The following is a 19,020-nucleotide window of genomic DNA, read 5'->3' on the forward strand; positions in this document are numbered from 1 at the left end:
ATTATGCTAACTTATAGCTTTTTACTTACAGCATAAGGCTTATTAATCCATTGATCACGACCTAAAGATTTCGCTTCATAGAGGGCATCATCAGCGGTTTTAACTATGTTTTTAATCGTTGGCTCATTAAGCTCTGTAGCCAGCGTAGCGCCAATACTGCAGGTTATCTTGATATCAGCCTGTTTGGGTATTTTTACTTTCCTGACACTCTCTAATACGCGCTGTATTATTTGTTCTAATTCATCGTTTGATACATGCTTTAAAATAATCGCAAATTCTTCCCCGCCAATGCGAGCATGAAAATTGTTATCTTTGGGTAGTATTGCTGAAACCGCCTTTACAGCTGCAATTAAACATTCATCCCCTATGTCGTGGCCATACTGATCATTGATTTGTTTAAAGTGGTCTAAATCATAAATGATGATCGCTAGCGGCAGGCTATTCGGACATTTTTGATTAATGATGTTATCACTGAATTCTTCATATGAACGACGGTTGGCAATTAATGTGAGTGAATCTGTATACGCCATCTCATTTAATATGGTGGTGCGTATTTTTACTTTTTTGTCTAGTTCTCTAGAATGCTGGTGGGTACGTTTAAGGGTTATAAACATACCTAACAAACTAATGACTGAAAATGCCATGAAGATGATGTAAGAGTAGCGAACGATAGCGGCCAGATCATCATTACCACCCTCTAAAGGCACCGTCACATCTATTGCGCCACGTATATCGCCGACTTGCCAATCTGTTTTAGGACTGTTGGGGTGATGATTATGGCAATCCACACAGCTTTGTTCCATAAAAATAGCTTCAGCATGGCGCAGAACCGGCTTGCCTCTAAGTTTTTCTGTACGTTCAAATACCGGGGATGATGTGGTTAAGTGTGCAAGTGCATCATGTTGAAATTGGTCTTGTGGGCCGCCAGTTAGCGTTCTGCTTTTAAACGGGTATTTACTGTAGGTATGGATAATAAGCCCCGCTGCACGGTTTGATACTGCTTGGCCGAGTTCAATTGCGAATGTTGCAGGGTTTGGTATTGATAGTGGTTTATCATGATATAAAGTTTCGACGGTAATATCTGGGTGCGAGCTGATTTGTGCTATATCCGCGCTATACGATACACGAGCTTGATTAACTGTTGTGGCGATGACTTCTGCTGTACGACTCGCCAATAGAGTTGTGGTCGAGTTCTGAAATTTTTGAACGGCAAATAATGAAATACTGGCCATGAGCATAAAGATAACACTGAAAAAAGCGATAGCGTGAGTTTGGGTTATCTTCATTTCAATACCAGTATCAAGATTAAGGTTATTTGTTTACGCAGGGATGGTAATAGATCCAGCGGTAAATTATCGAATAGATTAGAGATAGGGTGACGGACAGCACAATTATATTGAGCGTCAGCGTACTCTTATAAACTATGTTGTGGTACGTTGTGGTAACTAAAATGGATGGTCAAAATAAAGATAGGGTTACATACCCTGTGATTCTTATTTTTGATCATAAATAATTTTGAATCTTCGCGTGTTTCTGTAGTCTAAAACGTAATGTGCTATGGGTATTTAAATGATTGAATTAAGATTAAATGAGATGAGGCGATAACATGAGAACACTTGGCAATATAATTTGGTTTCTGTTTGGTGGTGCGATCATGGGGTTGGCGTGGGTGTTATTTGGTATACTTGCCTTTATTAGTATTGTCGGCATTCCGTGGGGACGCTCTTGCTTTGTTATCGCTGGTTTCTCATTTTTTCCTTTTGGTAAAGAAGCTATATTTCGTGATGAGTTAACTCGCGCAGAAGATATCGGTACAAGCAGCTTTGGTTTTGTTGGTAATGCGCTGTGGTTTATCTTTGCTGGTGTTTGGTTAGCGCTAGGTCATGTGGCGTCTGCGATTGCCTGTTTCGTGACGATTATTGGTATTCCATTTGCGTTGCAACATTTGAAGTTAGCGGTTATTTCGCTTGCCCCAATAGGACAAACGATTGTTGATAAAGACGTTGCTGCAATGGCGCGTTATAAAAACAATAAATTCAAATTGTAATAGAAACGATTAGTCGACATTAGTAGATAGTAGAAGCGCTGATTATAAATAGAAAGCTGCACCCGTTTAACATCTAGCTACTTAGGCTGAGTTAAACAGGTGCTTGAATCAATCATTAGCCGACACGCTGTTTCAGGCGTTTAAATACTTCACTGTCTTGATCTGCTTCAACACATACACTTAGTAAGTCATCAATAAAATGCAGTAATGCACGGTTCTCAATTTGCTTCACTTGCGCTTTCTGTGTGTCAGTAAGCATGTGGTACATAGTCGCAGCACCAAAATCACCAAAGATGATATTCGCATCGACATCAAACAAGGTATTGTGCGCATACAAATCACCGTGACAAACTTGGTTGTCGTGTAAATGGCCAAATACGTCATCCATCTGTGAAACCATCTTGTCTATTCGCGCAATAGACAAAGTAAAGTCTGTAGGGAAGGTATCACGCGTACAGCTGTTAAAGCACGGTGGTAGCCCTAAGTTAGCGTAGTGAGCTGGGATCAAGTTCATGATCAGCGCTAAGTAACCGTCTTCTTTCACCTGTGCTAATGATTGTACTAAGCTCGGGTGGTTACCTACTTTCAAACAAGCTTGTAACTCATCTTCTGGATAACCATCACTGGTTACTTCGCCTTTAAATACTTTTACAGCAATCTCATCTGGGAACTGGGTTTGTGGTGCATTCCAAACGGCTTTTGAGATCACGCCTGATGCGCCTTGGCCAAGTACGTTTTGCAGTGTATAGCTTGATGATGCTAACTGCGGCACGCTATCAATTGATACATTAGTTTGGCTAAATGGATTCCCCGAGAAGGCAAACCAAGCCAGTTTTGGTAAACCGAACAGCTGTTCAGGACATGCTGTTAAGCGGTTAGCTGAAATACGGACCAATTCAAGGTTGTGACACTGAGACATAGTTTGAGGTAACTCAGTTAAACAGTTGCCTGCGAGTGCTAACTTCTGTAAACGCGGGCGCTCACCTAATGAGTCAGGTAATACTTCAAGGCGGTTATCCGTTAAGATCAACCAGCGTAATTTCACTGGTAATGAAGCTTCCGGTACTTGGTTAATTTGGTTTGATTTAAAGCCAACCATTTCTAAGTTTGGGCATTGACCAAGCACTTCTGGCAGTGTTACAAATTGATTGTTTGATGCAAACAAGATCTTCAAATTTGTTAACTGGGCAATCTCTGCTGGTAGCGTGGTTAACTGGTTATTAGATAAATCGAGGATCTCTAAACTGTCAGCCAGTGACAAGATCTCGAGTGGGAAAGCGGTTAGTTTTTCTGATAATGTTAAACGCTTAATACCTGTTAATTCACCAGATTTTAGCTGAGATAGAGTATGCAAAATGATTTAGCCCGTTGTTAGAATGATACAAAACCGGGCTAGTTTACGCGAAAATGAAGTGAAAAGGGGGATTAACAACACATTCCTATTAACCCTGTTTGATTTTTTTTGGCTTAAAATGCAACTATTAAGTACTTAGCTGCGCTTCATTATCATTGCGTTTCGCTATTTTATGGCCATCTTCAGTGCACCCCGATTTCCAATAGCTACTGATATAGAGATTGTCTTTATCGACAGATTTTTCATTTCTAAAGTATTGGCGTAATGTACGCATGGTTGAAAATTCACAAGCACACCACACTGAAGGTTCACCTGATAACCAGCTTAAGCTTTGTACTTGGTTGGCTAGATCTGTCTCAGTTGAATTTGCGACAACCCAAACAACTTCTATGCCAGCTGGTTTAATTAAGGTTTGCTTGTCATCGGCATGGTTAATTTCAATGACGGCATAACCTGTGGCTGTCGCTGGGAGCTTATTGAGTTGCGCCGCTAATGCCGGTAGCGCTGTCATATCGGCCACTAAAAAATACCAATCAACGTGCAGATTTATGGGTTTGATTTCCCCTGGACCTGCAATTGAGATGGTATCGCCAGTGCGTGCTGATTGCGACCATGCAGCGGCAAAACCACAGTGTTCACTAACTGTTTGATCAATCTTACCATGCTCATGACGTACAAAGTCGACATCCAATTGATCGAGCGATTGGCGTAAATGGCGGATGGTATAAGTACGCATTTTGGGGCGGGTGTCTGGTGATAATTGTGAAATGTCGGTATCACCATTTTCAGTAAACAGCAGTTTAATGTAGCCACCTTCAGCATCTGCGGGGAAGCTCGATAAATCGTCAGCTTGAAAGCTAATACGTTGCATGTTTGGCGTTAACTGCTGGCTGTCTATTACCGTTAATAATCTGTTATTTGGTTTCTTACTCATGGCTAGTCCTTAACTTTTAATTTTTAGTGCTTACATTCTTAATTTTAGTGCTTCATCGTTAATCCGTTAATCCGTTAATCCGTTAACCCGTTATTGCCCATAGTACATGCAAATACGCTTACCGTTGATTTCGTGAATATCAAACTCGGTATCGTAAATAGCCGACAATACATCTTTGGTAATGATTTCGGAGACTGTGCCGTTGGCAACAACTTTGCCTTTCTTTAGCGCAACAATGTTATCGGAATAACAAGAGGCAAAGTTAATGTCATGGATCACGATCACCACTGCTTTACCTAACTCATGGGCTAAGGTTTTAATGTTCTGCATTATTTGCAATGAATGTTTAATATCTAAGTTATTCAGTGGTTCATCTAAAAACACATAATCAGTATCTTGTGCCACCACCATGGCGATAAAGGCTAACTGACGTTGACCGCCACTGAGTTCATCAAGATAGTTGTTTTCAATCGGGGTTAAATCTAAATAGCCAATCGCCTTGTCTATGACCTCATTATCGTTAGCGGTCAGTTTGCCCTGACTATAAGGATAGCGCCCAAAAGCCACTAACTCTCGCACTGTAAAGCGCATATTGAGATTGTTAGATTGACGCAGTACCGCTAATTTTTTCGCCAATGCTTTGGTATCCCAATCTAATACGTCTTGATTGTCGATAATCACTGTACCACTGTCTTTATTTAATAAACGGCATGCCATCGACAATACGGTACTTTTACCTGCGCCATTGGGGCCAATAATAGAAGTGACTTGACCTTTAATGAATGAGGCTGATGCTTGATCGACAACTTTGTGCTGACCAAAGGCTTTAGATAAATTGGTTAATGAAATCATGATTTATGTATCCTAATTGCGATTGTTTAATCGCCAATCTATTGAATTTTTTGGCGAACAAGCAGTGATAAGAAGTACAAACCGCCAACAAAATTGATCACCACACTCAGGGTGGTTGAAAAGCTAAAGATATTCTCGATGATCCACTGTCCTGGTAGCAGCATCGACATAGCCATTAAACTACTCGCGATGAGCAATGTTTTATGACGATAGGTATGAAAAAACTCTTTGGTTAAATTTGCCACCAGTAAACCGAAGAACATCACTGGGCCCACCAAGGCTGTTGATAACGAGATCATGATAGCGACCAGTATCAATACTTGTTTAGTGACGTGGCGAGTATCAATGCCTAGGCTGATAGCATTGTCATTGTCTAACCAAAATACATCCAATACCGGCGCTAATTTAAATAGCAGGGCGCTGACCACAAGCAATGGCACAACGCATAAGTAAACTAACTCTTGGTTGACGTTGTTGAAACTGGCAAACATGCTTGCTTGAATCGTTAAGAAGTCATTGGGATCAACTAGCATCATAAAGAATGAAGATACATTGTTGAATAACTGGCCGAAGATAACGCCAAGTAATAATAAGGTGATGACGTTACTCTTGCCATCATTGCTGGCGAAGTAAAAACCAAACAGCAATAACGAAAAGCCCACCATGATGGAAACCGACAAGGCAAAGTTAATAAACGGATTTAATAGCAATACACTAAAGCCGCCAAAGATAACCACGACCAATACTTGAGTCAGTAAATACAAGGCATCAAAGCCCATAATACTGGGTGTTAAAATACGATTATGGGTGATGGTTTGAAATACCAATGATGATTGGGCAATGGCGATACTGGCGATAATCATGGCCAATACTTTCGGTACACGTCGTGATAGAAAGTATTCATAATTTGATGCGTCTAAACCAACACCGATGAATAGAAACGTAAAGAGTACCGTGATAACAGCCAGTCCGGTGAGTTTCATTGAATCAGACATTTTGCTTCCCCTTTACAATGAAGAAGATAAATACCACACCACCGAGCATGCTGATGATCATTGAAATCGGGATCTCGTAAGGGAAAATGATCACGCGGCCAACCACATCACACAGCAAAATCAAAATAGCACCGACAATTGCGGTAATTGGAATGTTTTTACGTAAATTATCACCATAAAATTGCGCGACTAAATTGGGTACTATCAAACCTAAGAAAGGTAATTGTCCGACAATCATTACCACGGATGCAGACATCACAGACACTAGAATGATACCGATGAAGAGCACCTGTTTATAATTCAGGCCTATGTTGGTGGCAAAGTCTTTGCCCATGCCCACTGCAGACAAGCGGGTGGCATACCAGTAGCTGATCACCGAGATAGGCAGGGCAATATAAAGTAGCTCGTAATTACCCTGTAAAATGCTGGCAAAGTTAGCCACTGTCCATGCTGATAGGTTTTGCACTGCATCATATTTATAAGCGACGAAAGTGGCAGCGGAAGACACCACATTACCAAATATGATACCGATGAGTGGAACGTAAATGGCGTTTTTAAATTGAATCCGGTGGATAAATTGAATGAATAGCAGGGTACCCGCAATCGCCATACCAAATATCAGTAATAAGCTATCACCATGCCCAAGGAATACCAGACTTAAGACATAGCCGAGCATGGCACATTCAATCGTGCCAGAGGTTGATGGTGATGCAAATCTATTTTGGCTGATCTGCTGCATGATCAAACCTGCAATACTCAGCCCTGCGCCAGATAATAAGATTGCCAATAGGCGGGGTAATCGACTGATTAACAGCAGTTCTATCGCATCAGTATCGCCACTTAAAATTGCCGCGAAAGAAAGATCTGCTACACCGATAAACACTGATGCGATACTGAGAATGACGAGTACAAAAAATAACTTTTTCAAGGTAAGCCTCAATTACAGTGTGCGTGATTGCTGCATATCTGCAATCATTTGGTCGGTTGCCGTGACACCTGACAGTGCAATATACCAAGCGTTAATATCAAGGTAATTTAGCTTATCGTCTTTATAAGCCTGGGTTGATTTAACCAAGGGATTAGCAAATTCTTCGCGGGTACGGCTCTTGTCTTTATTAATCAGTTTGTCTTTGTCGATGATGAAGAGGTTGGCTGGATTAACGTTACTAATAAATTCATACGAAATCAGATCACCATGACGAGACTCTTTAATGTTTGGCACGGCTTCTTGGAAACCAAAATCACGATAAATTGCAGAGAAACGAGACTGGGCACCAAACGTGGTGATATTACCGCCAGCGCTCATTACCGTTAATGCTTTAACGTCGTTGGTTTTATTGTAATCGGCAATTTCAGTGATTTTAGCGTCAACACTGGCAATTTTAGCTTCAACTTTTGGCTGAATTTCAAAGATATCACCAAGCATACGCCATTGTTGTTGGGTACTTTGCCAATAGCCATTTGATTCTGGTGCGAACATTATTGTTGGGGCTATTTTTGATAGTTCTTTATAAGATTCGACAGCGCGAGAGCCAATAATGATTACGTCTGGTTTTTGTATGTAAATAGTTTCAAAGTCAGGTTCGTTTAAACTACCTGAAGAGGCGAATTCTTTGCTTTTATATTTCAATAAGTAATCAGGCATCGTTGTCGCTTTGCTTAATGCTACGGGCTTAATACCAAAATAATCTAACGCATCTAATGTACCGGTGCCAATCACCACAACACGCTGAGGTTTAGTCTCTAATGTGGTTTTACCTAATTGATGGGTAACGGTAATGGTTTCTGATAAAGCGTTGGCTGAGAATAATAACCCAAAGAAAGTAGCTACAACTGATAGTTTCATATTACTATAAATCCAAATGATAATTGTTCGTATTCCTGTATCATATAGTAAAACAAACCCCAATGACCAGCAAATTATAGGTAAAGAATGTAAATCGAAAAGATAATGTAAAGCACTGTAAATTAACGTCATTTAGTGTTTTAATATATTGGTTTTAGAGACGTGTTGTTAACTATAATGTGAAGAAAGTAAAGGACGTATTAAGGCTATAATAACTGTGTTATCTTGGCTGCGTTGTTTTTAACGCTTTAATTTTATGAGGTATTTATGAGTTCTATCACCCATACTCGAATCAATGATTTAACGAATGCACTGAGCAATGATCTAAGCAATCGCCACGACAGTTATCATGCCCATTTCTATTTTGATGAGTCATCATTGGCGTTGGCCACAGCATTACAAACGACTATTCGTGATGAGCTTGGCTTAGAAGTCGGTAATTTAAATACTCGCTTGGTGGGGCCGCATCCCCAATGGAGCTTTTCTGCTACGTTTAGTCACGATGATTTTGCTACTTTCGTACCTTGGGTTAAAGCCAATAGACAGGAGCTGAGTGTGCTGATACATGCGGTGACAGGCGATGATTTAATTGATCATACCGAGCATGTTCATTGGTTAGGAACACAGATTAAACTTGATCTGTCTGGCTTTTAATATAGGCCTTTTAATACCGATCTTTGAATATAGACCTTTTAATATCGGTGAACACTGAGGTTATTTCTGCACTAACCAGTTGATGCCTGAAATATGTTTCGGGCCTTCTAAATCAACTAAGATCTCGGTTGGATCTTCAGGGTTAATTTTGATTGGAAATGCTTTTTTTGGAGCAAGTCTTGGTTCTAGTCCAGCACTAGGATAAATATCATCTTGATCTAGGGTGCCATTGTAAAGTTTATGCTCGTATGAATAAGCAATATCAATGAGCACATCATTGTAATCATCATATTCTTGGCTGATCACAATGGCGTTTGATGGTGTCCAATCATCTGTGCCACTAAAAACAAAAAAATAGACCGCTGCCATCATCACCATAAAAGAGATTAATGCGGGCTTATTCTGTATTTCAATTTTTTCCGACATACTATTACAACTTCCTGCTATTCATTATCCATATAAAATATAGCGGAATAGTATATTAAAACTCTGTTTAACACTATTGAATCGTTGCAGGTAAAAATATCTTCATGATGATAACGCTATTTCTAATATCGTATTAGCCGTTGAAAGAAAATGTTCATTTACGCTTATTACTTGGTCTATTTATAATTGATATTTAAAACAATATATTGAAACCAAACAGCAAACAGCCTACCATCAAAAATGTTAAGTAAACTTAAACAATATACATTTATAGAGAGTATACATATGCACAATGATGACCTTAAAGAACTGTTAAACAACATTCAATCTGCAGTCAATAATGATGCAACGTCTGGTAAAAACACAACGACTTATACGCTATCAGATGAAGCGCTTACTGAAAAAGGGCTTGATGTACTTGCTGAAAATTTAAAGGGCTACAAAGACGTTAGAATCGACGGTAGCAATTTAGTTTTGACTTACGCTGATAAATAACATTATTTAGCGTAAATAAGAGGCTGTTAACAGTCTCTGTAAGTAGAGTTATATTTTGATTTCCCTTTGCTGCATATGTTCGCTCAATATGGCGAAATAAACGATCTAGGGTGGAGTAGTGCGGGGAAATTGTGGATTTAGGCAATTGTCTATATAAATAGCCATCGCTAATTAAGATAATTAGCGATGGCTAAGACCTTGCTTATATCAGCGTGATATTAAGCGTCGTCTTCTGATTCGTCAGACTCTTCAGCGCTATCTTTAGCACTCTCTTCTGCATTGTCTTCAACGCTTTCTGAAACTAAACGAATGCGGCGTGCGTTACGGTCGATTTGGTTTTGTAAGAAACCTTTTAATTCAGTTTCAGCCCAAACCTGTGCTTCTGCTTCTGAAGCAAAACCAGCTTGGCTTTTTGATACAACTGTTTTTTTAGATGTGATCTTTCTAACGATTTCAGCAGTCCAAGAACCGTCTACTAATACCAAATTAAAATCGTACTTTTTACCTTTAGCCATGTGTCTATTTCCTAGCAATTATTCAGTGTTATATACTCAAACTGCTTGAAGATATTTTATCAGAGAACGAGTTTGAGTATCTTGTTTGTGCTTTTTCATTCTACTTAATTATCGCGATAGGTTTTGTTATCAACACTGGATAAAGAGAAATGAACTAGAGGGCGGGATTCTAGGCTAAAATGACAAAAATACCAGCAGTTAATTAAATTCATCACTAGATTTTAGTATATAGCAGCGATTTATAGCTATTTTTGGTAAAGAAGGGTAATTTTAATAAGCCTGACTTGTCATATTTGATGATTATCGGTAAAAATGAACGCTATGACGAATTCTGCTATTTTTTCAATTATTTTTTCAACTATGAACTTAACCATAAGAATGTATGCGCGTAACTAAACCAACAAACAATGCCAATATAAGCTTGCTATTAATAGTCACGTTTTTGATTGCTTGTATGGTTAACAATGCTTATGCGTTTAACCAGCCCGTTGTTAATGCTGATTCGCTTAGTGATAAGCAACTAAATCGTCAGGCTACTGCCAATGTAAGCGCTAATCAAAATAATAGCACTGCAGCTAATTCCAGTACATCTGCGCAGATTGAACTTTACGATGCCAGTTATGTTGATAACAGTAATGGCGTTTGTAAGTTGACTGAAAAATTATTGCAGAAAGCCAGTACCCACATGGATGAACTGGTCATGGTCATTTTAATGATCATCATGTTTAGCCATTACTTTATGCGCCAGACGCCTAATGTTATTTCTCTCTCCACTCGATTTGTCCCTTCGCAACGCCGTCATCTCATTTTGTGTAAATTCGACGAGTAATATTCCACTCGACCTTAGATATAGCGAAAGAAACGATTAAGCAATTCCCGTTTTATACTAACTGTTTGATATTAACTATTTGATATTAAATGTTTAAGTCTTTTTCTGTAACTCAGGTATATTAACGAACTATTATGCTTATCTTTAGACATTACTGATGAGAATTGTATTCTGCATAACTATTATGTTACTAGAATAGCACTCGACATTATCTGTTTATTGACACCGACTAAATACAATTGGCATTGAGGTATCGCTATGATGACTTTAAGTGCTTTTTGGAGACATGATTTGAAAATAATAAAAACCTTATTGGTAACTTGCTTACTGTTTATCTCGGCGAGTATTTCGGCGCAGACAACGGGCTGGTTACAAGACCCATCACACCCACCGATCCAGTTACGCTTTATGCTAACTGGGCAAGTGGATAAAACCAATAATACCGTGCCCGCTGTACTTGAAGTAAAGCTTGCTGACGATTGGAAAACCTATTGGCGATCACCTGGTGATGGCGGTATTGCCCCCAGTATTGATTGGCAAGATTCGAGTAATCTGGTTAACAGTGATTGGCAGTGGCCAGTACCAAAGCACTTTACATTACTTGGTTTAGATACTTATGGTTATAAGGATTCAGTCAGTTTCCCCATTCAGTTACAGCTAGAAGATATTAATAAACCGCTGATATTAGCCGGTAAATTAACCTTATCTTCGTGTACGACTATTTGCGTGTTAACGGATTACAACATCGATATGTTGGTTGATGCTCAAAATCTACAAGCCGATGCAGAAGCGATGTTTTTATATAATAAAAGTATCGTCCAAGTACCTAAAAAAGTAGATGATAATAATGCGATTGAGTTGCTATGGGATCAAGAAAAAAGTCAGTTGCAAGCAAAAGTATCAGGTTATGACTGGGCTGGAACGCCGACATTATTAATTGACGGTGATCTTGATACTAGCTTTAAGTTAGCGTCTGTTGAGCAAGTTACTGACACAATAACGGCGGTGTTTGATGCCAGTAGCTGGTTAGGTGAGGTGGAGTTAATTGACAAACCATTAAATCTAACAGTAATAGACACAGAGCAAGCATTGGAATTCTCGACGCCTGTTACTGCTGGGTTCGTTACTGTTACAGGTGAATCTTTAATTGGAATTGTACTATTCGCGTTATTAGGTGGTTTGATACTTAATATTATGCCTTGCGTTTTACCTGTGTTAGGCATGAAATTAAGCACGATTATCGATGCACCACGTGTTGAGAAAGGTAAGATTAGGCAGCAATTCTTCGCTTCTGCGGCCGGTATTATCGTGTCATTCTGGTTACTTGCGGGCTTTATATTTACATTAAAAGCAACAGGCCAAGCGATTGGTTGGGGTATTCAATTCCAGAGTCCTTGGTTTATCGCCGTCATGGTGGTGATTACCGCGGTGTTCTCATTAAACATGCTCGGCGCATTTGAATTTAGCTTATCGTCAAATGTACAAACCAAACTAGCTACCGCAGGTGATGACAGTAACCGTGGACACTTCTTACAAGGTATGTTCGCGACGTTACTCGCTACACCCTGTAGTGCGCCATTCTTGGGGACTGCAGTTGCTTATGCACTCGGTGCTGATACGCTTAGCTTATTTGTTATCTTTACTGCGCTGGCGATTGGTATGGCGTTGCCATGGTTGTTAGTGGCAACTTTTCCAAGCCTTGTTGGTCTATTACCTAAGCCGGGTCGCTGGATGGGGTCGGTTAAAACCGTATTTTCTGGTCTGTTAATGCTTACTTGCTTGTGGCTCGTTACCTTACTATCTAGTTTCTTACCCGCACTTGTTATTTATGTACTATTTAGTGTTGTTAGTCTGGTATTTATTGGCTTTATGATAAAGCTAAAAGGTAAGCGGGCTGTACTTATCAGCGTCAGTATTGGCTTGTTACTGGGTAGTGCTGGTATGTTAGCTGCATCGTTAACAACCAGTAAATGGTCGCAAGGACTGCCGGATGATTTAGTCTGGCAAACACTTGATACTGCCGCAATCGAACAGCAAGTGAATGCAGGTAAAACAGTCTTTGTGGATGTGACAGCGGATTGGTGCATTACTTGTAAAGCCAATAAAATAGGCGTGGTATTACAAGATCCTGTTTATAGTAAACTACAAACCGAAAATATGGTGACGATGAAAGGTGATTGGACCGTTAGATCTGAAAAAGTGACGGATTATTTACAAAGTAATGGTCGTTTTGGTGTGCCCTTTAATATCGTTTATGGCCCGAACGCGCCAAACGGTATTCCACTGCCGGTCATCTTAACCGACGATGCTGTGATGAATGCAATTAAGCAAGCTAGCGGTGACTAATCATTCTATTCCATCCTGTGCTTTGGCGCGGGGTGGACGATTTAAAAAGAATTGCTCTAATATAAAACAATGGCTCCATGCTTGTAGCAATGGGTCAAACAAATTTGATAATAGGAAAAACCATGAAAACGAAATTATTAACGCTCTCAAAGTCTATCTCTGCTGCACTTTCAATTGGTATTTTAGCAACGCAGATGGCATGGGCTGCACCAGCAAAAACAGAAGTGACTGCAATGCCACAAGCAGAGTTCAACCAAATGTTAAAAGAAGCCTTGGTGAATAATCCTGATATCTTAAAAGCAGCCATTATTGCCCTGCAAGAAAATGAGCAGAACAAGGTGAAAGAACAGCAATATCAAAGCCTAGACAACAATCATACTGCCTTGTTTAATAACAAAATGGACCCGTGGATGGGTGCTGAAAATCCAGAGTTAACCATTGCTTACTTTAGTGATTTTAATTGCTCTTACTGTAAAAAAATTGAGCCGCTGTTAGAGCGATTAGTTAAAGAATACCCTGAAGTACGTGTTGTGTATAAATTGGTACCGATTTTAGGTCCAAGCTCGAAAGAAGCAACGGACTTCGCATTAACAGTATGGGCAAATGAGCCAGCTAAATTTGCCGAGTTACATAAAAAATTAATGTCACGTCCGAGCCGTTTGGACAGCAGTGCAATTGAGAAAGTGAGTAACATTACCGACACTAATGAGTGGCTAGATGATACTGCTGACAGCGTTGAAAAAACAATTGGCGGTAATATGGAATTAATGCGTGAGTTTGGTTTATCTGGTACGCCTGCATTAATCTTTGCCGATCAAATCGTCGGTGGTCTGGTTCCTTATGGTCAATTAGAGCAACAAGTTAAAGCTGCACTCGCGGCTAAACGTAATAAATAAAAATTCTGTTTCCAATTATATTGAATAAGTCATTCGTTATTGAATGTAATTGGTATGCGTATTCACAACGGAAACGATTACATGAAGCAACGACTGCTGGGATGGGTTAAGCAATTAGGTATTTTTTTACTACTGGCATTGGTTATTACCACTGCTGTAGACGTATGGCGTGGCAAAGATTTTCCTAAAGAGAACGTACCTGCACTAGCAGGCACGACACTGACGGGAGAGAGTGTTGATCTTGCTGAGTTAAGTAAAGATCAAGCTGTGGTTGTCTATTTTTGGGCAACATGGTGTCCTGTGTGTAATTTTGTTAGTCCTGCTGTTGATACGCTATCGGTATATTATCCGGTGGTGACGGTGGCATTAAGCTCAGGTGAAGACTTGAGGGTTAAAAAATACTTACAACACAATGGCTATAACTTTGCTGTACTTAACGATGAAAATTATGATTTGGGTAAGGACTGGAAAGTAAAAGTTACCCCAACCATCTTAGTTATCAAAGATGGTGAGGTTAAATGGTTAACCACCGGATTTACCAGTTTACCTGGGATCTGGTGGCGCTTAATGATGAGTTAAAATTCATCCCAACTGTCATTATTAGATAATGCGGCTATAGCCTTGTTATTGGATTGCTGCTGTTGCGCCGTTACTGGCTGTGCAGTCGATTGCTGTCCACTGCGTTGGTTGTAGTTCGCATTTGTTGAACGACGTTGGGTACCTTGTTGACGGGGTACGCCTTGATTGTGTTGCCCCTGTCCTGATGCAGGATGTTGTGTATTTTGCATTTGACGTTCTTCTTGCTCTGACTGAATTAGCTTAAAGAATTGGATTAACTGGGTCATGTGATTGACCTGTTCTGACATCGCGGAGCTTGCTACAGAGGCTTGCTCTACCAGTGCGGCATTTTGTTGCGTCACTTCATCCATCTGATTGACGGCTAGATTCACTTGCTCAATACCGCTAGATTGCTCTGTTGCCGCGTTACTGACTTCAGATATCATATTCGCTACGTGTTCAACCGAATGCACGATTTCTTGTAATGTCTCACCCGAATCATTGACTAACGATGAACCTACTTTTACTTTTTCAACACTGTCACGAATAAGGTCTTTGATTTCTTTTGCTGCGTCGGCAGAGCGTTGTGATAAGTTACGCACTTCACCTGCCACCACCGCAAAGCCACGGCCTTGTTCACCGGCACGCGCTGCTTCTACAGCGGCATTCAATGCCAGTAGGTTGGTTTGGAAAGCAATTTCATCAATGACACCAATAATGTCATTAATACGGTTACTCGCAGTCAAGATCTCTTTCATTGCGGAGACAGCGTCTTGTACCGTTTTACCGCCATTTTGAGCTTTGTTTTTGGCCTCTGTTGCGAGTTTATTCGCTTCATCGGTATTCGCTGCACTTTGTTTCACGGTCGCGGTGATCTCTTCCATGCTCGAGGCTGTTTCTTCTAATGAACAAGCTTGTTCCTCGGTGCGTTGGCTCAGATCTGTATTACCCAAAGCGATCTCGTGTGATGCAGTACTCACTGTATTTGCAGATTCGCGGATCTGGCTGATAATGGAGGTTAATTTATCTATCGTGTTGTTTGCATCATTTTTGATTTGTTGAAATTCACCGTTGTACTCTTGCTCAATGGATTGGGTTAAATCACCTTCCGACATACGCGAGAACAAGCTGCCGACATCACTGACAAACAATGATGAACTTTCCAGTAATTCATTTAAGCCACTGCTTAACTTAGTAAAGAATTCATTCTTACCTTCAAGGTTAATACGTTTGGATAAATCACCGTTGGCAGCGGCTGCCACAATTTCATCAATCTCCTGTTCAATGGCCAGTTCAGCGGTTTTATCATTCCATTCAACTACCGTACCGAGGCGTTCATTAGCTGCGTTGGTGACAGGATTAAGGGTTAATTGCATCGTTCTGCCGCCAATGCTGATATTTGCTTGGTGGGTTGATGACAGCCCTTGTAACATTTGTTGTTGATGTTGTGGGCGTTTGTGGAATATGTCGATATTGGCACCCATTAACTTAGCCACACTAAAATTAGGCAAGTCTTTTTGGATGTCTTTTTCTGCGTGAGACAGTAATTGATTCACCGACTCATTCATGTAGATAATATTACGCTGACCATCGGCCACCATGACATTAGCGGTCACATTGTCGAGCGCATTTTTGATACGCAATGCTTCTTCAGCGGTTAAGCGAGACTCTTGAATATCGAAGTTAAGCTTGGTTTGGGTAATGTAAATGGCTTGGAATAATTTACCAAATTCACTGTTGTTGCGAATTTCAAACTTGTTTTCGTATTTACCTTCATTAATATGATTTAAAACACCAATTAACTGCTTGATTGGTTTCATTATTGCGCGGTTTAGCACCATGACAGCAAGAAAGGCTAAAAGCAGGAATGTAGCGAGTCTCTCTGTCCCTAAGCTGACAAATGAATCATTGATTTGGGTGTGTAGGGTATCAGTGGCCTGTTGTGTGAGTGATGCATAATTTTGTTGTAATTGTACCAAGGCATTGAGCGCGGGTGTGTCATCGACCTTCACACTGGCGTCAATCTGGTTTATCCCAACGCCATTGGCGATGAGAGATTGGACGTTATCTAGCTGCTGGCGGTATTGGTCTGCAACATTGACAATCTGTTTTAATGCACTCTGTTCTTGTGCACTAATTCCAGCTAACGCTTGGTAGTGACTGACCTGACTCTGTAAGTCGGTATAGCTTTGAATGAATTGTTGTCTGTAATTTTCATCTTGACGGAGGATATAATTTTTGAATTGATGGACAGCCCCGCCATAGCCTAATGATGTTGCTATCTCATTGATAACTGTACCACGTGCGGAAACGTTGGCTTGATAGCTATCCCAAGCAGTATCAATTTTATGGACTTTATCATATTGAACCAGCGCTCCGGCCACCAAGATAAAGGCGACAAAGGCAGTTAAGATGGTGAATTTGGTTTTTAGTCCTGCGTTAGTAAATACTTTCTTGAGTGTAACGAGCGGGTTTTTTCGTGGTTGACTATCAGTATTCATCGCTTGGTAGGTTAGCTCAGCTTCTTTTATTTCTTGCAATGTTGGCTTCGTTCTTACCGACATGAATTCGATAACTTGGCCATTTTTCTTAATCGGGATGACATTTGCTACAACCCAGTAAAAGTCACCATTTTTAACTCTGTTCTTAATGATGCCAGTCCAAGGACAACCTTTTTGTATGGTTTCCCAAAGGTCTTTAAAGGCGGCTGGTGGCATATCCGGATGTCGAACGATACTGTGGCTTTTGCGTAATAGCTCCTCTTCGGTGAAGCCACTTAATTCAATAAATGCTCTATTCACAAAGGTAATAGAACCTTTTAGATCTGTCTTGGAGACAAGAATATCTCCTTCTTTCATAAATTGTTCTGTATCCGTAATTGGCATGTTGATTTTCATTGCCATAGCCTCCAGCTGAGTAAGTTCCTATGAACAAACCTAGCTACAAATTGGTAATTGGAGTGGTTTTAATCATAGAAAACAGATAAGTGCGAGCTAGATCTATAAAAAGAGGTATTTATTCAGAACTACGCGTGATTAACCGTTACTGGATTAAAGTAAGTAAGTGCAATACGCGTATTGATCTGGTTATGAAGAGAGGACTTTTACGCCTTTTAATACCGAAATGGTATAGCCGTACTGGTTTTGATAAAACTTAGAGATAAAGCCACTGATATAAATATATGATTTTTCGGTAATTGCTAGGCTGTGATTGAATTGCACCACGCGGCCGGTATCATCTTTACCGCGAATATCGTAACGCTTGGTGACTATTTGATATTTACAGCTATTCACAGTAATACGACAACGTACATAATCACCGAGTTTGCCTTTTAACCGTAATGTCTCACTGATCTGGCTGCCATCATTATGCAGTGCTAGTTTTTTATCGGTTGCCAGTGGTGATTGATGGCTTAACAAACCTTGGTTATTAACGATGTAGTTAGAGATAATTAATGCTGCAGTTGCAAGTTCATTTTCAGCTAATACACTTTGCTCACACAGCTGTTTTAACTTGTCATTTAGGCTGGTTGATTTCATTTGCTTGGTATACAAAATAGCTTTTTCAACAAACTCAAAACTTAGGTTTTTAGGATACGATGATGTTTGATAGCACTGCGCGGCTTTATTGTAACTCGCATGCTTAAAGTCATGATGAAACTGGATCGCGTCTTGTTTGCTAACAAAACCGTGTTGGCGAATTTCATCTTCGACTATTGCTAGATACAGACGCAGCGGGGCACCCGATGCATAAGTTTGATTAAATACACTGTTTTGCAGTTGTTCAAGCTGCGCAACTAATGCGGGTAGCTTTTGCAAATAGTTTACAAATGGCATTAATTCCGGCAAGCGCTTTTTGACACAAGCGAGATGCGCACAAAAGTCACCTTGTTGCGGATGGTTAAATATCAGCCCTTGGCTACGGTTTGTACTGGTATTACAGATAGTACAAGTACGTGTGAAACTGGGGTTTTTTAATAAATTTATCGGTTGTGCGTATTCATTTATCGCATAGATATTGCTGTTATCAGTGATATCATAATAGGCTTCGATAATGTATCGCTCGTCGCTTTGTTCTAATAGATCTAATGTAATTTCATAACCTTGAGCTGTCACTAGTTGATCTGCTTTTTTTACTGTTAGCGCCGATACCGGGTTAACAGTAACAAAGTCTGAAAAAGCAAAGGAATCAAAAGGTGCAAGTAAGTCTTCTATGGTAGACTTTAGGTTAGCGTATTGCTCAGTTGTAATTAAATATGGCATTGTGGTGTTAA

General features: G+C 40.1%; 18 protein-coding genes. 7 read left to right on the forward strand and 11 right to left on the reverse strand.

Going from position 1 to position 19,020, the window contains the following annotated elements:
- Window positions 1–11: 11 nt before the first annotated feature.
- Window positions 12–1,286, reverse strand: coding sequence for a diguanylate cyclase domain-containing protein (locus CXF93_RS05050; protein WP_101061331.1), 1,275 nt, complete (start codon window positions 1,284–1,286; stop codon window positions 12–14).
- A gap of 320 nt (window positions 1,287–1,606) precedes the next feature.
- Between CXF93_RS05050 and CXF93_RS05055 the strand changes: the two genes are divergently transcribed.
- Window positions 1,607–2,047 (forward strand): YccF domain-containing protein, encoded by a 441-nt coding sequence (locus tag CXF93_RS05055; protein ID WP_101061332.1) that lies wholly within the window; start codon window positions 1,607–1,609, stop codon window positions 2,045–2,047.
- 115 nt (window positions 2,048–2,162) lie between these two features.
- Here CXF93_RS05055 and CXF93_RS05060 read toward each other — a convergent pair whose 3' ends face one another.
- The 6 genes from CXF93_RS05060 to CXF93_RS05085 form a co-directional block, all read right to left on the reverse strand.
- Window positions 2,163–3,401 (reverse strand): leucine-rich repeat-containing protein kinase family protein, encoded by a 1,239-nt coding sequence (locus CXF93_RS05060; RefSeq protein WP_101061333.1) that lies wholly within the window; start codon window positions 3,399–3,401, stop codon window positions 2,163–2,165.
- A 127-nt stretch (window positions 3,402–3,528) separates the two neighbouring features.
- Complete coding sequence (locus CXF93_RS05065; protein ID WP_101061334.1) at window positions 3,529–4,335, reverse strand: siderophore-interacting protein; 807 nt, start codon at window positions 4,333–4,335, stop codon at window positions 3,529–3,531.
- 90 nt (window positions 4,336–4,425) lie between these two features.
- Window positions 4,426–5,187 carry an ABC transporter ATP-binding protein gene (locus tag CXF93_RS05070; protein WP_101061335.1) on the reverse strand — a complete coding sequence of 254 codons (762 nt, stop codon included), beginning with the start codon at window positions 5,185–5,187 and terminating at the stop codon, window positions 4,426–4,428.
- Between the two features lie 38 nt (window positions 5,188–5,225).
- The gene (locus CXF93_RS05075; RefSeq protein ID WP_101061336.1) at window positions 5,226–6,182 is read right to left on the reverse strand and encodes an iron chelate uptake ABC transporter family permease subunit; all 957 of its coding nucleotides are present in this window, start codon (window positions 6,180–6,182) and stop codon (window positions 5,226–5,228) included.
- A complete protein-coding gene (gene vctD / locus CXF93_RS05080; RefSeq protein WP_101061337.1) occupies window positions 6,175–7,110 on the reverse strand; it encodes an iron chelate uptake ABC transporter permease subunit VctD in 936 nt (311 codons plus the stop codon). The genes CXF93_RS05075 and vctD overlap by 8 nt, the downstream gene beginning before the upstream one ends.
- Before the next feature lie 12 nt (window positions 7,111–7,122).
- A complete protein-coding gene (locus tag CXF93_RS05085; RefSeq protein ID WP_101061338.1) occupies window positions 7,123–8,028 on the reverse strand; it encodes a siderophore ABC transporter substrate-binding protein in 906 nt (301 codons plus the stop codon).
- Window positions 8,029–8,295: 267 nt separating this feature from the next.
- On the opposite strand from CXF93_RS05085, the gene CXF93_RS05090 reads away from it, so the two are divergent.
- On the forward strand, window positions 8,296–8,682 hold the full coding sequence (locus CXF93_RS05090; protein WP_101061339.1) for a DOPA 4,5-dioxygenase family protein: 387 nt from the start codon (window positions 8,296–8,298) through the stop codon (window positions 8,680–8,682).
- A gap of 60 nt (window positions 8,683–8,742) precedes the next feature.
- On the opposite strand, the gene CXF93_RS05095 is transcribed toward CXF93_RS05090, so the two are convergent.
- On the reverse strand, window positions 8,743–9,108 hold the full coding sequence (locus CXF93_RS05095) for a hypothetical protein (protein ID WP_101061340.1): 366 nt from the start codon (window positions 9,106–9,108) through the stop codon (window positions 8,743–8,745).
- A gap of 285 nt (window positions 9,109–9,393) precedes the next feature.
- Here CXF93_RS05095 and CXF93_RS05100 point away from each other — a divergent pair, with 285 nt between their 5' ends.
- Window positions 9,394–9,603 carry a hypothetical protein gene (locus tag CXF93_RS05100; RefSeq protein ID WP_101061341.1) on the forward strand — a complete coding sequence of 70 codons (210 nt, stop codon included), beginning with the start codon at window positions 9,394–9,396 and terminating at the stop codon, window positions 9,601–9,603.
- A 218-nt stretch (window positions 9,604–9,821) separates the two neighbouring features.
- On the opposite strand, the gene CXF93_RS05105 is transcribed toward CXF93_RS05100, so the two are convergent.
- Window positions 9,822–10,118, reverse strand: coding sequence for a DUF3622 domain-containing protein (locus CXF93_RS05105; protein WP_101061342.1), 297 nt, complete (start codon window positions 10,116–10,118; stop codon window positions 9,822–9,824).
- 382 nt (window positions 10,119–10,500) lie between these two features.
- On the opposite strand from CXF93_RS05105, the gene CXF93_RS05110 reads away from it, so the two are divergent.
- From CXF93_RS05110 to CXF93_RS05125, 4 genes are all read left to right on the forward strand, one after another.
- The gene (locus tag CXF93_RS05110) at window positions 10,501–10,947 is read left to right on the forward strand and encodes a hypothetical protein (RefSeq protein WP_101061343.1); all 447 of its coding nucleotides are present in this window, start codon (window positions 10,501–10,503) and stop codon (window positions 10,945–10,947) included.
- A gap of 258 nt (window positions 10,948–11,205) precedes the next feature.
- Window positions 11,206–13,293, forward strand: coding sequence for a protein-disulfide reductase DsbD (locus CXF93_RS05115; RefSeq protein WP_232784109.1), 2,088 nt, complete (start codon window positions 11,206–11,208; stop codon window positions 13,291–13,293).
- Window positions 13,294–13,415: 122 nt separating this feature from the next.
- Window positions 13,416–14,189: a DsbA family protein gene (locus CXF93_RS05120; RefSeq protein WP_101061344.1), complete on the forward strand. Its 774-nt coding sequence runs from the start codon at window positions 13,416–13,418 to the stop codon at window positions 14,187–14,189.
- Between the two features lie 81 nt (window positions 14,190–14,270).
- Complete coding sequence (locus tag CXF93_RS05125) at window positions 14,271–14,768, forward strand: protein disulfide oxidoreductase (protein ID WP_101061345.1); 498 nt, start codon at window positions 14,271–14,273, stop codon at window positions 14,766–14,768.
- Here CXF93_RS05125 and CXF93_RS05130 read toward each other — a convergent pair.
- Both CXF93_RS05130 and CXF93_RS05135 read right to left on the reverse strand, forming a co-directional pair.
- On the reverse strand, window positions 14,765–17,650 hold the full coding sequence (locus tag CXF93_RS05130) for a methyl-accepting chemotaxis protein (protein ID WP_101061346.1): 2,886 nt from the start codon (window positions 17,648–17,650) through the stop codon (window positions 14,765–14,767). The genes CXF93_RS05125 and CXF93_RS05130 overlap by 4 nt on opposite strands.
- A gap of 183 nt (window positions 17,651–17,833) precedes the next feature.
- Window positions 17,834–19,009 carry a hypothetical protein gene (locus tag CXF93_RS05135; protein ID WP_101061347.1) on the reverse strand — a complete coding sequence of 392 codons (1,176 nt, stop codon included), beginning with the start codon at window positions 19,007–19,009 and terminating at the stop codon, window positions 17,834–17,836.
- Window positions 19,010–19,020: the final 11 nt, after the last annotated feature.

This window comes from Moritella sp. Urea-trap-13 (genome assembly GCF_002836355.1).
GTDB lineage: Bacteria > Pseudomonadota > Gammaproteobacteria > Enterobacterales > Moritellaceae > Moritella.